Raw genomic sequence first — 18,163 nt, 5'->3', positions numbered from 1 at the left:
GGACTAGAATTTTAACAAGACTATGAACAGAACACTTATAAAAAACGTTAAAATAATAAATGAAGGTGAAATAATCACTGGAGATATTTTGATTGAAGATCAGTTGATTGCTGAAGTAGGAACCATTGATAATGTACCAACCAACACGCAAATTATTGATGGGCTGGGTAAATATGTTATGCCTGGTGTTATTGATGATCAAGTTCATTTTCGTGAGCCTGGTTTAACGCATAAAGCTAATATTGGTACAGAAAGTAAGGCTGCTGTTGCAGGAGGTATTACGTCGTTTATTGAAATGCCAAATACGGTACCTCAAGCTACAACTCAAGCTTTATTACAAGATAAATTTGATATTGCAGCAAATACTTCTTATGCCAATTATTCTTTTATGTTTGGCGGTACAAATGATAATTTAGAGGAACTTTTAAAAACAGATCCGCATAAAGTGGCAGCTATAAAATTGTTTTTAGGCTCTTCTACAGGTAATATGTTAGTAGACGATGAAAAAGTACTTGAAAAGATATTTTCATCTACTAAAATGCTTATAGCTGTGCATTGTGAGGACGAAACAACTATAAAAGATAACTTGGCAAGTGCCAAAACAATGTATGGAGATAATATTCCTATGGATTTCCATCCAAAAATAAGAAGTGAAGAAGCATGTTATATTTCTTCATCAAAAGCAGTTGCATTAGCTCAAAAAACAGGAGCTAGATTACATGTTTTTCATTTATCAACAGCGAGAGAAACGGTTTTGTTTAGAAATGATATTCCATTAGAAGAAAAGAAAATTACGGCTGAAGTTTGTGTACATCATCTTTGGTTTGACGATTCTTTTTATAAAGAAAAAGGGACTTTTATAAAATGGAACCCTGCTATTAAAACCAAAGAGGATAAAAAAGGACTATGGAAAGCTCTTTTAACTGATAAAATAGATGTGATTGCAACTGACCATGCACCACATACGTTAGAAGAAAAATCACAAATTTATACGAAAGCTCCAAGTGGCGGACCATTAGTGCAACATGGATTACTAGCAATGTTAGAAGCTACACATCATGGTATTTTATCACTAGAAAAGTTAGTTGAAAAAATGTGTCATAATCCAGCCATATTATTTCAAATAGAAAAGAGGGGGTATATAAGAAAAGGTTATTATGCCGATTTAGTTTTGGTAGATTTAGAGTCGCCTCAAACCATATCAAAAGAAGGTCTTTTATATAAATGTGGTTGGTCTCCATTTGAAGGAACAACATTTAATTCGGAAATTACTCATACGTTTGTCAATGGAAAATTAGTTTATAATCACGGTAAATTTGATGATGATAATCGAGGAATGCAATTAACTTTTACAAGACCCTCTTAGAAGATTTTGTGAAAAATAATAATAGTAAAATTCTATACTTTTTTCTCAACCCATTAGGAATACTGTTTATATAAATAATTGTAAATTAATATATCAAGTGAAAAAATTATTATATCCATTTTTGGCTTTCCTTTTTATAGTTTCTTGTACTAGTAAGACGATCTATAAGAAACCTGATAATTTGATAGAAAAAGATCAAATGATTAAGATTTGGACAGATATTTATATTGCAAGAGGAGCGAGATCAGTACAAACAATAGATAAGAGAAATAATATTAATTACTTACCGTTAGTTTTTGAAAAGTATAAAATAGACAGTACTCAATTTAGCGAAAGTAATTTGTTTTATACTTCTAAGATAGATGACTATCAAAAAATGTTTGAGGAGGTTAATAGAAGGCTTAAAGAAAAAAAGAAAATTTATCAGCCAGAAACTGAAATGGATTCAATTATTAATGAAACTAGAGAACTTGTAAAGTAAGAATAAGTCATTAGTATTATTAATTCTGATCCTTTATATAATTTTCACATACATTTTTTATGGTTTCTTCTAGTGGAATAAACTGATAATCAATAGCTTCTTTTATCTTTTTATTGGAATAATAATAACTATTATGAGCCGAATTTGCAGATTGTTTGGTTATCATGGGTGTTTTACCTGAGAATTTACTTAACAACCAATTTACACGCCAACCTATACCACTTAGAAGTTTGGTGACTTTAATTGTTGGTCTTTTTTTATTAAACGCATCTGGAATAGCATAGAAAACCTTTTTAAAAGAAGCACTTTCACTAACTAAAATAAAGCGTTGATTTTTAATATTACTATTCATTAGCTTAATCATGATATTTGCAACATCCTGTACATCAACAAAACCAGTAATTCCTTCCGTATAAAAAGGGAATCCATTATAACTTTTATCAAATAATTTTCCAGAACCTGTTTTCCAAAATCCAGCCCCTAAAATTACGCCAGGGTTTACTATAACAACATCTACTCCTTCCTGTCCTGCTCGCCAAACTTCTATTTCAGAACCGTATTTTGAAATTGCATAGCCATAATTATTATCGGCCACATTCCATTCGTTGTCTTCATCAATATTTTTACCGGTTAAGGGTTTTCCTACAGCAGCCACTGAACTTACAAAACACAATTTTTCAACTTGATTGGCAACACATAGGTTAACAATATTAGCGGTACCATCAATGTTAATTTTTCGCATTATTCGATAATCAGACGCACTAAAAGAAATCATAGCAGCACTATGATAAACTTTAGTAACTCCTTTAAAAGCAAAATCTAGAGCAGGTACGTCACTAAGATCTGCTTCTACCCAAATTATTAAATTAAAAAGTAGCTCATAATTAGACGAGAAATAAGAAAATACATTTTTAACAGCTTCTAAATTGCTGTTTTTTCTATGAATGGCCACAATTTTTTCTTCTTGCTGTGCCAATTGGTACAACAAATGAGAACCCACTAAACCTGTGCCACCTGTAACTAAAATCATGCCTCTAAAATAACTAATAATCCTTAGTATACTAAATATATATGCGAAATTGTATGTATTTCAATTTGTGGAAAGTTTTAAGGAGAAAATTGTTCCCTAGAGGGGATTATAGTGGTGTTTTGATTCAAATAAAACTTAAATTCCATTATTTACTTTACCCTTTTTATGATTAAGCATATCTTTGTCAAAAATTTACTATTATGACTAATAATTTTGTTGAAGAATTACGATGGAGAGGCCTATTGCACGATGCAATGCCGGGCACTGAAGAACAATTGAATAAAGAAGTAACTTCAGCTTATATAGGTTTTGATCCTACAGCAGACTCTTTACATATTGGCGGATTAGTGCCTATTATTATACTAAAACATTTTCAACAATTTGGTCACAAACCTATTGCGTTAGTAGGTGGAGCAACAGGTATGATAGGTGATCCTTCAGGAAAATCTAATGAAAGAAATTTGTTAGATGAAGAAGCATTAACTAAAAATGTTAATGGAATTAAAGGTCAATTATCAAAATTTTTAGATTTTACTTCTGGTGCAGATAATGCAGCGGAATTGGTAAACAATTACGATTGGATGAAAGAATTGTCCTTTTTAGATTTTGCCAGAGATATCGGTAAGCATATTACTGTAAATTACATGATGGCTAAAGATTCTGTAAAAAACAGATTAAATGCTGAATCTAATGAAGGAATGAGCTTTACTGAGTTTACCTACCAATTGATTCAAGGTTATGATTTTTTACATTTATACAATGAAAAGAACTGTCTACTCCAAATGGGTGGTTCTGATCAATGGGGTAATATTACTACAGGTACAGAGTTAATCCGTCGTAAAGTACAAGGAAAGGCGTATGCTATTACCTGTACATTAATAACGAAAGCTGATGGTACCAAGTTTGGTAAATCAGAAGGTGGAAATGTTTGGTTAGACCCAGAAAGAACTTCACCTTATAAATTTTACCAATATTGGTTAAATTCTTCTGATGAAGATGCTGAAAAGTATATTAAAATTTTTACTTTTTTAGATAAAGAAACTATAGAAAAATTAATAGAAGAGCATAAAGAACAGCCACATTTACGTTTGCTACAAAAAACCATTGGTAATGAAGTTACTACCATGGTTCATTCTAAAGAAGCATTAGAAAATGCTATAAAGGCGTCTAATATTTTGTTTGGTAAATCTACCTCAGCAGATTTAAAAGGTGTAGACGAAAAAACCTTTTTAGATGTATTTGAAGGTGTGCCACAAGCAGAAATTTCTAGAACTGATCTTGAAGAAGGAATAGATATCATTGCGGCATTAAATGAAAAATCAGGATTTTTAAAATCAAATGGAGAGGCAAGAAGAGCTTTAAAGGAAAATTCTATAGCTATTAATAAGGAAAAAGTTAAAGATGATTATACACTTTCTGTAAACGATTTAATTGCAGATAAGTTTGTGTTGTTACAACGTGGTAAGAAAAATTACTTTTTGTTGAGCGTGGTTTAGGGTTAGAGGTTAATTTTTAGGAGTTCGCTTATCGTGTTTGTGTATTATTAATTGCGTGGTTAAGCTATGAATTTAGTATATAATTACTTAACCAAGAAAGTCCGTGAGGACTTTCGTAAATACGCCCTAACCAAGCAATTAATTTTGTACGGTGTTGTAAACAGTTATTTTTTAACAAACCATTCATTAATACAATTAATTTCGTTCAGATTATTAACTTTTTCAATTTTTTCTGAATCTGTATTTGCTTTCCAAATTTTCTTAATATTCTGTATCTTTAAACTGTCAGTCTTATCAACTAATGCTATGAGATTCTCATTGTTGTCATTATTTATTTGACAATAACCAATTGTTATCAATTCTGTTTTATTTGGGTTAGGAATAATTAAAGTATCTAAAATTTTAAAAGTTGTGTTTCTAATTGAATCAAGTGAAATACTCTTAAATATCACTAAATTATTTGAGTTGTCGCGTAATTGTAGAATTCCATATTTTGGTTCTAAATTACTTTCATAAATTGTTGTGTCACTTACTTTAGTATATTTTTCAAGTTGATTTAATTGTCTGAAATTTTGAAATTGCATTCCGATTATAGAATTGTTGTTTTTATCTGTTTTGTTATCACAGCTAATTAAAGTAATTACAGTCAGAATTAATAGTATATTTCTCATAGGAATTTTTTATATGACAGTTTACGTTAAATAAATATTTCGTTTTTAATTGTTTACAACGTACTGATAAAAAACGTTTCAATTTTTATTTATCTAATGAAAAGCGAATCTAGCTAAAATAGCATTTAGAATCAAGTTAAACTATGTACTAAAACAATACATATGAACCCTATATAAATCCAAATCTTAAAAATCAAATCTAAAATCAATAGCGGGTGAAATGCCTTTCCTATTTATGCTTTTGGTTTATATGTTTTCATTTAAGATAAATAGTATTAGTACAAAGCTCTATTTTAAAAGTTATCACCAACCCATGCAAACATCTTCTCATAAGCACTTTCTCTTACAGTTTTTTCAGAAAGAAACAGATCATGCATGGCATTTTTAATTTCACATACAGTAACATTTCCTTTGAAAGTATTGGCAATTTTTGAGATATGATTTACATTTAAAACGGCATCTCCGTGTTTGAAATTATCAGACCAATTATGTTCAAAAACAGATTTATCACTATGCATTACGAGTATGGGAACATCAATAACAAAATTGTTTTTTATATTTTTTTGTGCTTTATGTATGGCTCTTATAAAACTCAGATTTACCGTTGGTATAATAAGAGGTTTCCAAGTCAGCGAATAGTTCCATTCACCATGGTAATCTATATGGAGACTTAAACCATATAACTTTGACAAACCACTTTTTATACGTTTGTCAGGATAATAGTTGGCGAGCATAGACAATATCGGAACTCCTATTTTTCGCTCAATAGTGCTTAAATTAAAATCGTAAAAGGGACTATTACATAGTATTCCATGAAACAAATTGCTTTTTAGATGCCTCTTTGCATAATTGGTTACAATAAGTCCACCATTTGAATGTCCCATTAAAAGTACCCGATTGTTATTTTCTGATTGGATAATCTTTAAAGAAATGTCTATTTCCTCATCATATTCAGTAAGCGAACGAACATTGTTTAGTTTTTGGTGAGGCAAATAAGAACGTCCATACTTTCTCAAATCTAATGCATAAAAATTATACCCTTGTTCATTAAACTTTTTAGCCAAAGCCGTTTGAAAGAAATAGTCGTTAAAACCATGGATGTATAAAATGGCTTTAAGTGAAGGTTTGTCCGTTTTATGGCATATTAGAGTTGCAACTGCTTTTCCTTCATAATCATCGGGAAGGGGCAAGGTTAATTTTTTAAAATTATCTCCGAGTACATCTGGTATGTAATTTCTATCTTCCATTTAACTTAATTTATGTTTTTCAAAAGCCACAAGAATTATCGATAATAAGGTAACTATTTAATCTGTAATTAAGGATAATTTTCCTCCCCAAAAATCAAGTTTTATTATCCTGATAAAATATTGATTATCATTAATAAACTGTCCTTCCAATGGTTATCACTAGTAAAATTAATGGGTTTGCACAATAAATTATAAAATATTACGATTTATAATAAATGAATGAACATTTATTCATAATTTTGTAGTGTAAATAATTATTCTATTTAATATGGCACGTAAAATTGACGAAGATAAAATAAATCGTATTAAAGAGGCTACAATGGAAACCATTGTTACACATGGTATTGAAGCAACTACAATAGCCATGATAGCCAAAAACGCAAATGTTAGTGGAGGTTATTTATACCGTATATATAGTGGAAAACAAGATTTAATTAATGATTTATACTCGAAGAAAGTGATGTCATTGGTTAATGAATTAGAGTTTTTATTAACACTAAATCCCACAACAATTGAACCTATTATCAACACTTTTATTAGAAATAGAATAGTGTATTCCAAAAATGAAACGATTGCTTCTAAATTCTACTATCAATTATTACACAATGAAAATTTTAATTTATCGGAAGAACTTAAAGTAAAACATTTTGGTTTAATGGAAAACATAAAACGTATAGGGATAACTTCAGGTGAAGTTTCTGATACTATTAGTTTGTTTCAATTGCATTACCACATCTTAATTTATCCGGTTGATTATATCAATTTTAAAAGAAATAAAGCCTTTGGTTTAGAACAATCAAAAGATAGTGATGACTTAAACTATTTGACAGCCAATATTTTAAAGTTTTTAAAAATGTAAATGAAAGGAAATGGAGTTTAATAAAATAAAAATAGTGTCAATATTAAAAATAACGACTTGTATTCTGGTTTTATTTGGCACTGGTGTGAACGCACAAGAACTTACGCTGAAAAAAGCACATGATTTAATGTTAACTGAAAATGGAGAAATTAAGGCTTCTAATTTTGAGGTTAAATCAATGGAAGAAGAGAATAAAGCAACCAAAGGATTACGGCTTCCTACAGTCAGTCTTTCTGGTACTTATTTAAATTTAGATAAAGATATTACGGCAGATTTAAACACAGAACGAGACATGGTTGGCGGTTTATTAAGTATTTCTGACCCAACCGCTGTTCTAGGCGATTGGAATTTTTCATTATTAGATAAAAACATAGGTTTTGCTTCTGCTGATATTTCAATGCCACTTTATGCTGGTGGAAAAATTAATGCCGCTAATAAAGCTTCAGATATTAAATTACAACTTTCAGAAAATAATCATCGGTTAAAAGAAGATGAATTAACGGTTAATCTAATTACCTATTTCTTTAGATTAAAGCTGGCTAAGGAAGCTGAAGTTTTACGAAAGGAAGTTTATGAAACAGTATTATTACATAGTAACCAAGCTGACAAGTTTTTTGAAAACGGAATGATTCCAGAAGTAGAAACCTTAAATGCAAAAGTTGCTTTATCTAATGCCAACAGAGAATTATTAGCAGCAAAAAAAGATGTTGCTCTAGCAACAACGGCATTAAAGAATTTAATTGGTACTGATAACCTTGAAACTATTTCTACCACGTTTACAGATCCATCTATTTTGAAACCGTTAAACGAATTTCAAAACGATATGTTAAAAGAAAATAAGCAACTTAAAACAATTGAGAAGAATCGTGAATTGGCAAAAGTTGGGGTCAAAGTAGAGAACAGTGATTATTTTCCAAAGGTTGGTGTTTTCGGAAAATATTTATTTTGGAAAGACAATTTACCTTTAGCTGATACAAAATGGCTTGCGGGTCTTAGTGTAGAATGGGAATTGTTCAATGGCTTTCAACGCGAACATAAAATAAAAGCTTCTAAATACAAAGTATCTCAAATAGAAGCTTTAGACAAACAAGCTCGACTGAATTTAACGACCTACACGGAAAAATTATACAATGAAATTGAAAAGCAATTGGAACAATTTGAAAGTCTTAAAACCGATGAAACTTTTGCTGAAAAATTAAAATTTATGCGAACACGTGCTTTTGAAGAAGGTACGGGAACTTCATTAGAAGTTGTAGACGCAACATTAAAATTAACTGAAATAAAATTACATAAAATAAAAGCTTTATACCTGTACAATGTAGCTTATGGTGAGCTTATGGTACGTATTGGCGAAACAGAATCATTCTTAAATGAAAAATAAAATGAAAAATGCAAAATTTATAAAATCACTTTTTAGCATTGTACTTATTGCCATTTTAGTGTTAATTGGTATTTGGTTTTTAAATAAACCTAAGTCGATTGTATTACAAGGTAGAATTGAAGCGAAAGAAATTTATCTATCTGCTAAAATACCCACAAGGATTAACACTTTTGAGGTAAAAGAAGGTGCAAGTGTTAAAAAAGGACAATTACTGGCTACTCTTAAAAGTCCTGAAATTATGGCAAAAGAGCAACAAGCATTGGCTTTAAAAGACGCAGCAAATGCTCAAAAAAATAAAGCTCTAAACGGTGCTCGTAAAGAAGAAATACAAGCCGCAAAAAGTATCTACGGAAAAGCAACGGCTGCAGCTAATGTGATGAAAAAAACATTTGAAAGAATGGAGAACCTGTTTAAAGATGGTGTTATTTCTGAACAACAACGCGATGAAATTTTTGCGAAAAAAGAAGCCGCATTAAAAGATCAAGAAACGGCTTTAAGTGGTTATCAAATGGCCTTAAAAGGTGCTAGAAATGAAGATATTGAAGCTGCTTCTGCATTGGTGAAACAGGCTGACGGTGCTTTAATAGAATTAGAAAGCTATAAAAACGAACGCAATATCATTGCTCCTATTGATGCTGAGGTCCTTAACTTTTTACCGGAAGAAGGGGAGCTGGTTGGAGCTGGTTATCCTGTAGCTCACTTAATTGATTTATCGAATAGTTATGCTATTGTAAATGTAAAAGAAACGAGCTTAATGAATTTTAAAAAAGAATCAGAGTTTGAAGCTACTATTCCTGCGTTAAACAACAAAAAAGTAAAATTTAAAATATACTATGTGGCTCCATTAGGTGACTATGCAACATGGAATGCAACAAAGGCTACTGGTGATTTTGATGTTAGAACATTTGAAATAAAAGCATCTCCGGTTTCTGAAGAGACAGAATTACGTCCTGGAATGAGTATTTTAATTGATTATTCTCAATTTAAGGAATAAAATGAAACCATCAGTACAAATAGCGAAGCGAGAAATAGCACAATTATTTAGTTCAAAAACGACATTCATTTTTGCTATACTACTTCCTTTTGTCTCAATTTTATTCTTTAATACACTTTTAAGTGATGGTGTTGCACGAAATTTACCTATTGCAATTATAGATTTAGATCATTCATCAATTTCAAGAAATGTAATTTCCCAATTAGAATCATCTCCAGAATTGGAAGTAAGCTATTTCCCATTAAATGAGCAAAAAGGTGAAGAACTCATAAGGCTAGGGAAAGTATATGGACTTATAACTATTCCTCAAGATTTTGAAGTAAACTTAAAAAAAGGCAAGCAAGTAAATATCATAAACCAATACAACAGTGATTTAATTTTAGCTGGAGGGTTAGAATACAAAGCTTTTAGAAAAGTAATAGGAACTATTTCGGCTGGAATTAACATTGAAAAACAACGTAAACAAGGAATTTCTACCCAACAGGCCATTGTTAATTTTCAACCGTTAACAACTAACAATCATGTGCTATCGAATCCGTTCACCAATTACTCCTATTATCTTAATACAGGGTTTTTGGCTATGTTTTTCCAATTGTTTGTCATTCTTACCACTACGTACTGTTTCGGGACTGATTTAAAGTATAATAAAGGGAATAAATTGTTAAGCATTGCAAATGGAAATCTATGGTCAATTATTGTAGGAAAAGTGTTACCCTATACGCTTTGGTTTATGTTGGTAGGTGTAATTATGCTAATCAGTATGTACGTATGGCAAGATTTCCCTTTTCATGGAAGTAAAATTGGAGTATTGGTAGGCCTTCTTTTGTTAATAATTGCCAATCAATCTTTTGCATTATTAATTATTGCATTAACCAATAGTTTTAGAGAAGCATTAACAATAGCATCTGGTTTTGCAGCGGTTAGTTTATCCTTTTCAGGAATTACATTTCCAATTTTTGGAATGCCAAAATTTATGCAATGGGTAAGCCAAATTTTTCCATTTACTCATTTTTTCGAATTGTTATTAGACCAGTCTCAACGTGGTTTTCCAATGTATTATTCTTTAAAATCTTTAGCCATATTAATTGTATTATGTATTGTACCGCTTACACTGGGTTGGTTTAAATTAAAAAGGCTATTTATTAAAGGAAAATTTAAGCATCATATTTAAAATGAAGGTATCTTTTAAAACATATTATAAAGCGAAAACCTCCTTTTGGAATACCATTTCTACGGAATGGAATGCTATTAAATCTGATAAAGCAGTTATAAGCACTTTTATATTAATGACTGTTGTTATTTTGATTGCTTACACCTATATATATTCCAATCAAGTAGTCGAAGAAGTTCCTGTGGCTGTTATTAATCAAGACGGCTCAAAAATGAGTAGAGATTACATCAATATGTTAGATGCTACAGAGGGCTTAAAAACCGTCTCAAATTACACTGATGTGCAAGCAGCCAAAGTGGCTTACTATTCAAAAGATATCATGGGAATTGTTATTATTCCTAAAAACTTTGAAAAAAACATTCGTAGCGGAAAACAAACGACCATTACTACTTTTTCTGATGCTGCTAATATGATTTTTTACAAAAAAGTTTTGGGAGATGTCACTACAATTAACGGTTACTTTTCTGCAGGAATTGTTATTAAAAAACAAATGGCCTTAGGTAAAACGATTGATGAAGCACAACAAAATTACACACCTATAAAAGCAATTTCTACGAGTTTATTTAATTCTTCTGCAGGTTATGCAAATTATTTAATTCCAATGCTAACGGCTTTACTTGTACAATTAGTGTTGCTTATGGGTATTGGTATTTTAAGTGGTTCAAGACAAGAATACATATCTACGCATACAAATTTTCCCAGATTATTACACCCAGGTGGAACCATTCCTATTTTGTTGGCAAAAGCATGTTTATATACAGCTATTTTTATGGTGGTTATCCCCATTCAAGTTGGTATTGTTTATACACTATTTTCAATTCCCGTTAGGTCTTCGTTACTGACCATATATCTATTTTTGGTACCCTATGTCTTTTCTACCGTATTTTTGGGTATCTCCATCAGTTCCTTTTTCAAAAGACGTGAAGAAGCTATTGTCTTTTTGGTACTTATTTCGGTTCCATCACTAATGTTGAGCGGATTATCTTTTCCTGTAGAAGGGTTTTCTGAATTTTATAAAGGCTTGGCAAAATTAATTCCTTCAACTCCTGGTATCAATGGTTTTGTACGATTAACACAAATGAAGGCCAGCTTCTTCGAAGTTCTAAACGAATGGAATCATTTATGGATATTAAGTCTAATTTATTTTGTGTTGGCTTCCATTTCGTTAAAAAGAAGAGCTTTTAAAGAATCTCAAATGATGAAATCTCAAGATTGAATACCATTATCTAGATTTTACCTTGTTGCATAAATATTTACCTTTATTTAAAAGAATTACCATTAAGAATTACTGAAAATAGCATTTATCTAATTTTAAGATGCGTGAATAAATGTTGTATCTAGATTTTACCTTGTTGCATAAATATTTACCTTTATTTAAAAGAATTACCACTAAGAATTACTGAAAATAGCATTTATCTAATTTTAAGATGCGTGAATAAATGTTGTTTGTAGATGTATAAAATGTTTGGATATTTTTAGATGATGAAAATTACAAAAGGACCATTCATTACCAAACTTAATAGTACAACTAGCGAATATATATTTAATAAAAATGCAAACTAAACAGTATTAAAATGATTGTTAGCCCCTGTTTTTATTAAGTTTTATATTAATAATAATATTTATAACAAACTAGTTAGTATTTAACCTTTCAGAAAATTATAAAATTAAAAAGTAGGAATTCACTCTTCAAAATTGTTTTATCAATGTAATAACATATTACTGTACCGAGGTTTCGGGAGCATCAGTATTTAAAATAAGTGGAAAAATGACTCAAGAAATAAAACGAAGATTGACCAGGCAGAAATTAATTGATAAAGGCTATGAATTAATTAAAATGTATGGGTATCATGCTGTAAGTATAGATACTATTATAAAAGATGTTAGCTTAACCAAAGGTGCATTTTACTATCATTTTGATAATAAACATCATTTTGTTCAGTCTGTAATTCAAGAACGAGTAAGTAAGGAAATTCATAGCGATTTTATTGAACCTTTATCAGAACGCGGTAATCCGATATTTATACTTTCAGACTTGTTGCAAGACAAATTAATAAATGACAAATCATTAAATCAAAATTTAGGAAGTCCGTTAGTGAATTTTATTGTAGATCTGAGTCATGAAGAAAACGATTATGAATTACAATTGCAATTGAAGGATATAATGAATGAATGGAAAGTTGCTTTGATTAATTTTTTATATCGAGGAATTGATGATGGCTATTTGGATAGGCACATTAATACGGAACCAGCCGCAGAATTTATTATAAATTCTTTAGAAGGAGTGAGAACAATGAAGCGAATTACAAATGATAAAAGCATCTTTTATAACTATATAGAACAATTTAAAAATTATTTAGATTCTTTAAAGATTTCTGAGCAAGATAGTAGTGTAAGGCGTTATCAGTTGGTAAGTTAAACAGGCAATTTAAAAAATAATAATCAATTTGAGCTAATTAGTGCACCTTATATCAGGTTAAATTAGCTCAATTTTTTAGGTTCTAATTTAAACTTTTTCTCAAACTAGTAAATTACATCCTCTTACATCTGAATGGTCAAAACGACCTAAGATTTCGAAACTACCATTTGTATAGTTTTTACCTAAATCTTGCGTAGCAATAAACGAACACGAATTAATATTTGCCAAGTCAATAACATTAAGTCCACCTGTTTTTTCATGAGATAAAAGTTGTAGGGGATCTTCTGTGTCACGTATCAAAATTTTCATCCAAGGCGGTGTATTAAAAATACCATGACCCTTAGAATAGCCCTGGCTTAATAATTCTGTCATTCCGTATTCTGAGTGAATTTTATCAACACCGAAACCGTCAATTAATAAGTTGTGCAGTTCATTTCTAATTAACTCTTTACGTCTTCCTTTCATACCTCCTGTTTCCATAATAATGGTGTTTTTGAGATTGAAAGTATAGTTTTCAACTAGATCTAATAAAGCAAAAGAAACTCCAATAAGTAACACTTTTTCCCCTTTCTCATCTAATTTAACAAGGGTGTCTTTTAGTGTAGATAAATTGTCTAAATAAAATCCACTCTCTGGTTTTTTAGATTTTTTAATCAAATCATCAACCATATAAATTAATGAAGATCCTTCTCTTTCTAAATAGGAGGGTAGCAGTGCTAAAACGGTATATTCTTCTATATTTCCATAAAAATACTTAAAGGCGTTGAGGTAACTTTGTTCATAGGTAGAAAGATCAGTTACATAATGTTTACTGGTTGCCGTTCCTGTCGTTCCGGAACTGGTAAAAATTTGTTGAACAGCATCTCTAGACGATACTACATGATGCGATTTAAAAAACTGAATAGGTAAAAAAGGAATTTCTTCAATACTTTTTATGTCACTGGGATAAACATTTAATAGCGTACAAAAAGAACGATACACTTTATTATTCTTAAATTGATATTTAAAAATAGTCAAAGCCAGTTTGGTAAAATCCTCTTCAGATTGTATTTCGAAAATAGTATCTAGGTTCATAATAAAAGGACAAAATTAAGCAACCTTTACTTATATTAAGCATCTTTAGACAAAATTCAAACCAATTTCAAATGAAGAACTTCTATTTATGCTTGTCTCTGATCTTGTCTAACCTTTTACTATCATGTGAATCAGATATAAAAACTCCTATACCTGATTTTGAGTCAATAGCTAAAAGTGGCGAAATTGTAAAGGCAAATAATAAGTTTGCGTTTTCGCTTTTTAAAGAAATAGCAAAAGAAGAATCTTCACAAAATTATATGATTTCACCGGTTAGTGCCTCATTGGCGTTAGGTATGGTTTACAATGGAGCCGAAAACCAAACTAAAGAGGCCTTTAATAGTGTTTTTAATTATGGAAATGCCACTTTAGAAGAAGTTAATTTAGTCAACCAAAACCTCATAGCTCAGTTATCAGATAATAATTCTGGAGCTATATTTAATATCGCCAATTCATTATGGATTAAAAACTCTTTTCCTGTGAAGGATGCATTTATCGATTTGAATAAACAATTTTATGATGCTAAGGTGCAAAACTTAGATTTTCAAGACCCGAAATCTGTAGATATTATCAATAATTGGGTTGCTGATAAGACGCAACAGAAAATACCAACTGTTATTGATAATATTTCGCCAAATATGGTTTTGTTTGCAATCAATGCTTTGTATTTTAAAAGCGACTGGAAATATCAATTTAAAGAAGAAAACACAAATGATCAGTCTTTTTATCCCGAAGAAGGAAATACTAAAAGTGTTGCCATGATGAATATGGAACAAGATTTATCATTTCTATCGAACAGCCTATTTTCATCGGTTATATTGCCGTACAAAAATGATAAATATAGTATGATCGTGCTTTTACCAAATGAAGATAAAAACGTTACAGATATTATTGCAGAAATGAATGATGAAAGTTGGTACAATTGGCTTAGTCAATACAATGAAACCAGGATGTCTTTAAGTATGCCAAAATTTACTTTCGCCTACGAAAAAATGTTTAATGAAGCACTTGATAATTTAGGGTTGGATATTGCTTTTACCGACGCTGCTGATTTTAGCGGAATTAGCGAGATAGCTACGCAAATAGCTTTTGTAAAGCAAAAAACATTTATAGAAGTAAATGAAAAAGGAACAGAAGCAGCTGCTGTAACAACTATCGGAATTGGAACAACCTCAACAGGCTCAAGTACTAGAATGACTTTAAATAAGCCTTTTCTGTTCTTAATTACGGAAAAGAAAACCAATGCCATCTGCTTTATAGGAAAAATTGGTATGCCTGTAGTTGAATAAATTAAAATCTACGCAACCTTATTGCAATCGATACATCTTTAATATACAATTTAAAAAAAAATTAGAATTATGATTAAAAAAGTTTTATTAACCTTTTTGGTTGCTGTTACATTAGTTTCATGTAGTTTAAATGATGATAATGACACAAATTTGGTCCTTAAAACATTGCCGATTAAATCGTATGTTGTTCCAGATGAATTTGAATTAGGAATGTCATATACAATTAAAGTTGAATATGATTTGCCTGATGCATGTCATTCTTTTTATGATTTGTATTATAAACAAGTGGATACAACTAGAGAAATTGCAATTGTATCAATTGTTGATGAAAATGATCAATGCTCAGATGTTCCGGTAACAATGGAATATGAATTTGTGGTAAATGTTGAACAATCAGAAGATTATACCTTTAAATTTTGGAAAGGAGAAGATAGTGATGGTAACGATACTTTTGAAGATGTGGTTGTACCTGTAATTAATTAGTTTGTTAATTAATATATTTGTTGACTACTATTTTGCTATTTTTTAGACATGGTAAAATACATGAGCACAGTCTGTGTTACGGTCAATATTTTGAAAGTGGTATAAAGAAATAAGGCAGTGAAATAAGTTAATGAGTTTAACAATTAACACATAATATAAAGTATGAGTTTAAAAAAGCTCATAAATAGCTGTAAGCAAAAAGATATAAAAGCCCAATCTCAAATTTACCAGCTATATGCTGGTAAATTGTTTGGGCTATGTCTGAAATATTCAAAAAATTACGAAGAAGCACAAGACAATTTACATAACGGTTTTATTACCATCTTTGAAAAAATTGAACAATATGAACATAAAGGTTCATTTGAGGGGTGGTTAAAAAGAATCATTATTAACACTTCTTTACAGACGTATCGAAAAAAAAATGTTTTAAGCCTTGTCAATGAAGAAATACCAGATGTTGAGGTTGAGGTAGAATTAGATGAAGAAGATATTCAATTAGATTTTTTACTTAATTTAATTCAAGAGTTACCAGAAAGGTATCAAATGGTCTTTAATTTGTATGTTTTAGACGGCTATCCGCACAAAGAAATTGCCAAAATGTTAAATATTTCTGAAGGAACCTCTAAATCAAACCTATCAAGGGCAAGAGTAATATTGAGAGATAAAATAGAAGCCAACCAACTAATGAAGAACGAAGCACTTTAATAAATGAGTGATCATAAAAATATAGATAGATTGTTTCAGGAAAAATTCAAAGACTATGAAGTTTTTCCTGAACCCAATGTTTGGAAAGGCATTGAAAAAGAACTTGTGAAAAAGAAGAAGAGAAGAATTATACCGCTGTGGTTGCGTTTAGCAGGTGCAGCGGCAATTCTGTTATTTTTAATTCCCGTGGGTTATAGAATTTATAATAGTCAGAACATAAAACCAGATGTTCCAGGTACAAATGTTATCACTAATACTAATACAGATGATAATGTATCTAAAGAAAATCAATCTTCTGAAGATGGCATCAGTTCTGAAAAAAATAGCGGAGATAAGAATCTTATAAATACTGAGGTTAAAGAAAGTTTAATAACAACGACCGAAGCGTCAAGCCAAAAAAATAGAGCTACTAAAAACATTGTTACTAATCAGAAAAACCAATCCACAGAAAACAATGTTAAAAATGTTCAAACTGAAGTATCTCAAGAAAAAGCTGTTGCTCTGCAAGAAGATAACGTTGTAAACCAATTTAAAAATAGTGAACTGTCGCAAGATAGTTTAAAGACCAAGGTTGCCCTATTAGAAAAATTAGATGAAGAAGTAAAGAATAATAATGATGATTTATTAGAAGAAGTAATAAAACAGAATACATTAGAAAATATAGTTGTTGATACTGATAAAAAGTGGTCTATTGGTTCTACTATTGGTCCCGTTTATTTGAATTCTTCAAGCAAAGGTTCTCCAATTGATCCTTCATTATCTAATAATACTAAAAATAGTACTAACTCTATTTCTTATGGATTAAAAGTTAATTATAAGATAACAGATAAGTTTAGTTTACAATCAGGTATTCAGAATGTTGATTTAGGATATTCTACTGAAAATGTATCTGTTATAACATCTTCAGCATTGTTAAATAATTCTAAAACGAACATTAATTCAGACATTGGTGCAATTGTAGAGGTGTCATCAACAGCATCTCAACGTTCAGAAACGTATAGTCAAAGATCTCCATTTGATAGTAATGGAAGTTTAGATCAATCTTATAGTTATGTGGAAGTACCTTTAGAGGCTAAATATGCTCTTGTACAGAAAAAGGTAGGTGTAAATCTTGTGGGTGGAGTAAGTACTTATTTTTTGTACGATAACGACGTGTCAATTACATCTTTTGGTAAAAAGACATCCTTGGGTGAAGCTTCTAACCTTAACAACATGAATTTTAGTGGTAATGTAGGGCTCGATTTGAATTACAATCTTAGTCCTAATTTATTTTTAAACGCATCCCCGATGTTAAAATATCAATTGAATACTTTTTCTGAAGATTCAGGAGGATTTAAACCCTATTTCTTTGGTGTTTACGGAGGGTTAAACTTTAGGTTTTAGTTGGTTAATTATATTTGGTTGGTTGCCAAATATAGCTAGAAAGCCATGCTTTATGCGTGGCTTTTTTGTTTTATAAACTTTGATTTGTAATGTTTATTACTATTATTAAAGGGG

Annotated in this window: 17 protein-coding genes; 13 read left to right on the top strand and 4 right to left on the bottom strand. The window is 30.4% G+C overall.

The genetic code is table 11. The features are described from left to right. Window positions 1–22 precede the first annotated feature (22 nt). Together JBL43_RS07665 and JBL43_RS07660 are read left to right on the top strand one after the other, a co-directional pair. Complete coding sequence (locus tag JBL43_RS07665; RefSeq protein WP_198840868.1) at window positions 23–1,366, top strand: dihydroorotase; 1,344 nt, start codon at window positions 23–25, stop codon at window positions 1,364–1,366. Between the two features lie 97 nt (window positions 1,367–1,463). Then, window positions 1,464–1,847 (top strand): DUF4296 domain-containing protein, encoded by a 384-nt coding sequence (locus JBL43_RS07660; RefSeq protein ID WP_198840867.1) that lies wholly within the window; start codon window positions 1,464–1,466, stop codon window positions 1,845–1,847. Between the two features lie 19 nt (window positions 1,848–1,866). On the opposite strand, the gene JBL43_RS07655 is transcribed toward JBL43_RS07660, so the two are convergent. Beyond that, a complete protein-coding gene (locus JBL43_RS07655) occupies window positions 1,867–2,877 on the bottom strand; it encodes an NAD-dependent epimerase/dehydratase family protein (protein ID WP_198840866.1) in 1,011 nt (336 codons plus the stop codon). A 200-nt stretch (window positions 2,878–3,077) separates the two neighbouring features. On the opposite strand from JBL43_RS07655, the gene tyrS reads away from it, so the two are divergent. Continuing rightward, on the top strand, window positions 3,078–4,373 hold the full coding sequence (gene tyrS, locus JBL43_RS07650) for a tyrosine--tRNA ligase (protein WP_198840865.1): 1,296 nt from the start codon (window positions 3,078–3,080) through the stop codon (window positions 4,371–4,373). Between the two features lie 164 nt (window positions 4,374–4,537). On the opposite strand, the gene JBL43_RS07645 is transcribed toward tyrS, so the two are convergent. Both JBL43_RS07645 and JBL43_RS07640 read right to left on the bottom strand, forming a co-directional pair. Then, window positions 4,538–5,044: a hypothetical protein gene (locus JBL43_RS07645; RefSeq protein WP_198840864.1), complete on the bottom strand. Its 507-nt coding sequence runs from the start codon at window positions 5,042–5,044 to the stop codon at window positions 4,538–4,540. A 293-nt stretch (window positions 5,045–5,337) separates the two neighbouring features. Continuing rightward, complete coding sequence (locus tag JBL43_RS07640; RefSeq protein WP_198840863.1) at window positions 5,338–6,291, bottom strand: alpha/beta hydrolase; 954 nt, start codon at window positions 6,289–6,291, stop codon at window positions 5,338–5,340. Between the two features lie 268 nt (window positions 6,292–6,559). Between JBL43_RS07640 and JBL43_RS07635 the strand changes: the two genes are divergently transcribed. The 6 genes from JBL43_RS07635 (at window position 6,560) to JBL43_RS07610 (ending at window position 13,115) form a co-directional block, all read left to right on the top strand. Beyond that, window positions 6,560–7,150: a TetR/AcrR family transcriptional regulator gene (locus JBL43_RS07635; RefSeq protein WP_198840862.1), complete on the top strand. Its 591-nt coding sequence runs from the start codon at window positions 6,560–6,562 to the stop codon at window positions 7,148–7,150. Between the two features lie 10 nt (window positions 7,151–7,160). After that, window positions 7,161–8,531, top strand: coding sequence for a TolC family protein (locus tag JBL43_RS07630; protein ID WP_198840861.1), 1,371 nt, complete (start codon window positions 7,161–7,163; stop codon window positions 8,529–8,531). Window position 8,532: 1 nt separating this feature from the next. After that, entirely contained in the window at window positions 8,533–9,525 is a 993-nt protein-coding gene (locus tag JBL43_RS07625) for an HlyD family secretion protein (RefSeq protein WP_198840860.1), read from the top strand. Window position 9,526: 1 nt separating this feature from the next. Further along, the gene (locus tag JBL43_RS07620) at window positions 9,527–10,696 is read left to right on the top strand and encodes an ABC transporter permease (protein ID WP_198840859.1); all 1,170 of its coding nucleotides are present in this window, start codon (window positions 9,527–9,529) and stop codon (window positions 10,694–10,696) included. 1 nt (window position 10,697) lies between these two features. Then, window positions 10,698–11,912 (top strand): ABC transporter permease, encoded by a 1,215-nt coding sequence (locus JBL43_RS07615; RefSeq protein ID WP_198840858.1) that lies wholly within the window; start codon window positions 10,698–10,700, stop codon window positions 11,910–11,912. 552 nt (window positions 11,913–12,464) lie between these two features. Beyond that, complete coding sequence (locus JBL43_RS07610; protein ID WP_198840857.1) at window positions 12,465–13,115, top strand: TetR/AcrR family transcriptional regulator; 651 nt, start codon at window positions 12,465–12,467, stop codon at window positions 13,113–13,115. Window positions 13,116–13,214: 99 nt separating this feature from the next. Here JBL43_RS07610 and JBL43_RS07605 read toward each other — a convergent pair whose 3' ends face one another. Beyond that, window positions 13,215–14,189, bottom strand: a complete 975-nt coding sequence (locus tag JBL43_RS07605; RefSeq protein WP_198840856.1) for a LuxE/PaaK family acyltransferase — start codon at window positions 14,187–14,189, stop codon at window positions 13,215–13,217. A gap of 71 nt (window positions 14,190–14,260) precedes the next feature. Here JBL43_RS07605 and JBL43_RS07600 point away from each other — a divergent pair, with 71 nt between their 5' ends. The 4 genes from JBL43_RS07600 (at window position 14,261) to JBL43_RS07585 (ending at window position 18,049) form a co-directional block, all read left to right on the top strand. Next, a complete protein-coding gene (locus JBL43_RS07600) occupies window positions 14,261–15,478 on the top strand; it encodes a serpin family protein (RefSeq protein WP_198840855.1) in 1,218 nt (405 codons plus the stop codon). Window positions 15,479–15,547: 69 nt separating this feature from the next. Next, window positions 15,548–15,961: a hypothetical protein gene (locus JBL43_RS07595; RefSeq protein WP_198840854.1), complete on the top strand. Its 414-nt coding sequence runs from the start codon at window positions 15,548–15,550 to the stop codon at window positions 15,959–15,961. Between the two features lie 162 nt (window positions 15,962–16,123). Then, window positions 16,124–16,666 carry an RNA polymerase sigma factor gene (locus JBL43_RS07590; RefSeq protein WP_198840853.1) on the top strand — a complete coding sequence of 181 codons (543 nt, stop codon included), beginning with the start codon at window positions 16,124–16,126 and terminating at the stop codon, window positions 16,664–16,666. Window positions 16,667–16,669: 3 nt separating this feature from the next. Beyond that, window positions 16,670–18,049: a TonB-dependent receptor gene (locus JBL43_RS07585; protein ID WP_198840852.1), complete on the top strand. Its 1,380-nt coding sequence runs from the start codon at window positions 16,670–16,672 to the stop codon at window positions 18,047–18,049. The last annotated feature ends 114 nt before the right edge of the window (window positions 18,050–18,163 follow it).

Origin of the sequence: Aureibaculum flavum, assembly GCF_016406085.1 — a bacterium.
GTDB lineage: Bacteria > Bacteroidota > Bacteroidia > Flavobacteriales > Flavobacteriaceae > Aureibaculum > Aureibaculum flavum.
This window is presented reverse-complemented; position numbering and strand designations above follow the sequence as displayed.